This window comes from Pediococcus damnosus (genome assembly GCF_001437255.1).
Lineage (GTDB): Bacteria > Bacillota > Bacilli > Lactobacillales > Lactobacillaceae > Pediococcus > Pediococcus damnosus.
The window spans coordinates 1-2,304 of the sequence record NZ_JQBD01000148.1 but is presented as its reverse complement, the minus strand read 5'-3'; the positions used below and the strand labels follow the sequence as shown (position 1 = coordinate 2,304).

Genomic DNA, 2,304 nt, shown 5'->3' with positions numbered 1-2,304 from the left:
ACTATCCTTCAACACCATTTGACAAACTTCCATAAAATGGTCTGATCTCAGTAAAGTACTGAGATCAGACCATTAATTAAAACTAAATATAATTTTTCTAACTTAGTTGTTGCACTTAAACTACTGCATACTCATTTTTCAGTCTTACTTAATCTGCCTCGATGATAAATTTTCTTTTGGATTAAGTATTGATCCTGATCTTGAGTAATAAATAACGGAGAACTTTCTTCTATGACATTGCTAAACTCCAAACCATACCATGAAATAGGTGCGGCCGTAATTTTCTGCAAATAGATGCGCCCGCCAATCAATCTTCTATCTAACGAGCTTAACTTATCATTGGCAATTAAATCTGCTGGTTGTTCCTTTATAATAACAAACTTAAAGTCGCCGACTTTCCGTTGTCGCTCTGTTGAATACGTGGGTATTTGTGGTTCTAAAATACCTTGTTCCACTAGATGATTTACAACTTGATGTAAATAGACACTAACGGATTGAGATTTCTTAAACCCTAAGTAAAATTGAACGTTAACAACATTATGCGTCTCAAGTAAATCAACTGTATAATTACTTTCATAAGGTGCATTGGTTTCATTGACTGTAACAAACCAATAAACTTTAGCTCTTTTAGGTTGTCTGTCGAGAATAGAATACATGGTACTACGCTTAATTTGGTAATCACCCCTAATTTTAGTCATATACACTAAGTTAGTCGTGAACAAAGGTACTGTATTGTCTGCGCTTAATTTAGAGAGTTGCTCACGATAGTCAAGAAGTGAAACATACTCGCTTTCTTTCTCATAATGGTCTCTTCGTTTATTTCCAAAGTACCAAAGCCACATAATATAAAGAATGCCCAACATGATTGTTAACGTAACATAACCGCCATGAATAAACTTAACCAAACTTGAAATTAGAAAGATTAACTCAATAAAACCAAAAAACAAGGCAATTATAAGTGCTGTTCCCTTAGCCAGGTGTTTCTTTAAGAATTCATGCAAAAGCACAGTAGTCATAAGCATGGTAATAGTGATCGCTAAACCATACGCGGCCTCCATTTTTTGTGAACTACCAAAGAACCAGACTAAACTAATTGTTATTATACATAGCATCCAGTTAACAGTTGCAATATAAATTTGATTTTTTATATTACTTGGATGTCTAATAACCATTCTAGGTAAAAATTTTAAGCCAATTGCTTCATCGACTAAAGTGTAAGAACCCGTAATCAACGCTTGAGAGGCAATAATTGCAGCGAGTGTGGCTAGCAAAATGCCAACTAGGCGCCAAGTTCCGGGGAGCATTTCATAAAAGGGATTTAAGTTCGATAAGTTCCTGTAAGCAGTATCACCTGCATGTCTAATTATCCAAGCACCCTGACCTAAGTAATTTAAAAATAGGGTACTATATACTAGTGGCCATGTTACATAAATATTCTGCTTGCCAACGTGACCCATATCGGAATATAAAGCCTCTGCTCCTGTGGTTGCCAAAAAGATACTTCCAAGTATAAAGATTCCCACTTTGTTAACTGGACTGAATAGTATCCTAATTGCATAATAAGGAGAAATAGCCTTCAATATCATTGGATAATTGATTAGATTAACGATTCCAAAGACAGCCAAAAAGCCAAACCATAAAATCATCACTGGTCCAAAGGATTTCCCAATCACACCTGTTCCCAAACGTTGAATCATAAATAATACGAGTAGAACAACTGTTGTGATAATCAAGACGTTATGTTGAGAATTACTAAACACCACAGGGCCAAGGTGTTGTTTTTTTAATCCCTCAATGGCTGAAGTCACAGTTACTGCAGGAGTTAATGTTCCATCGGCCAAAATGGCCGCCCCACCAATCAAGGCTGGCCAAATTAACCATTTTGAATTTTTTCGAACCAATGCATATAAAGCAAAAATTCCGCCCTCACGCTTATTATCGGCTTGCATTGCAATGACAACATACTTCAACGTTGTAATGATCATTAATGTCCAAAAAATCAACGAGATCGATCCAATCACGTAATTGGGAGAAATATTTCCCATTTTACCGGCGTCACCAATCAATGCATTCATAACATACAATGGTGAAGTGCCAATATCACCGTACACAATTCCTAAAGTAACAAGTGCCCCCGCAAAAGAAACACGTTCTAGTTGCTTATTCATATTTGCTTGCCCCCAACGCTAATTATTGAAATATAGCACTGCAAAATAGTAAGCCTAAACACGAAGAAAAGCAACTATGCCAGCAGTGGCTTAGTTACTTTTTATCTAAGAAGCTGTCTAAAATCTCTTAAGTAAT

At 36.1% G+C, this 2,304-nt stretch carries 1 protein-coding gene; it reads right to left on the bottom strand.

Annotated features, from left to right (window positions below; translation table 11 throughout):
- Positions 1-131: 131 nt before the first annotated feature.
- On the bottom strand, positions 132-2,168 hold the full coding sequence (locus IV84_RS10305) for a KUP/HAK/KT family potassium transporter (RefSeq protein WP_056986617.1): 2,037 nt from the start codon (positions 2,166-2,168) through the stop codon (positions 132-134).
- Positions 2,169-2,304: the final 136 nt, after the last annotated feature.

Excerpts from the sequence above, each read along its gene's own strand:
- IV84_RS10305 (WP_056986617.1), bottom strand. The coding sequence starts at position 2,168 with ATGAATAAGCAACTAGAACGTGTTTCTTTTGCGGGGGCACTTGTTACT.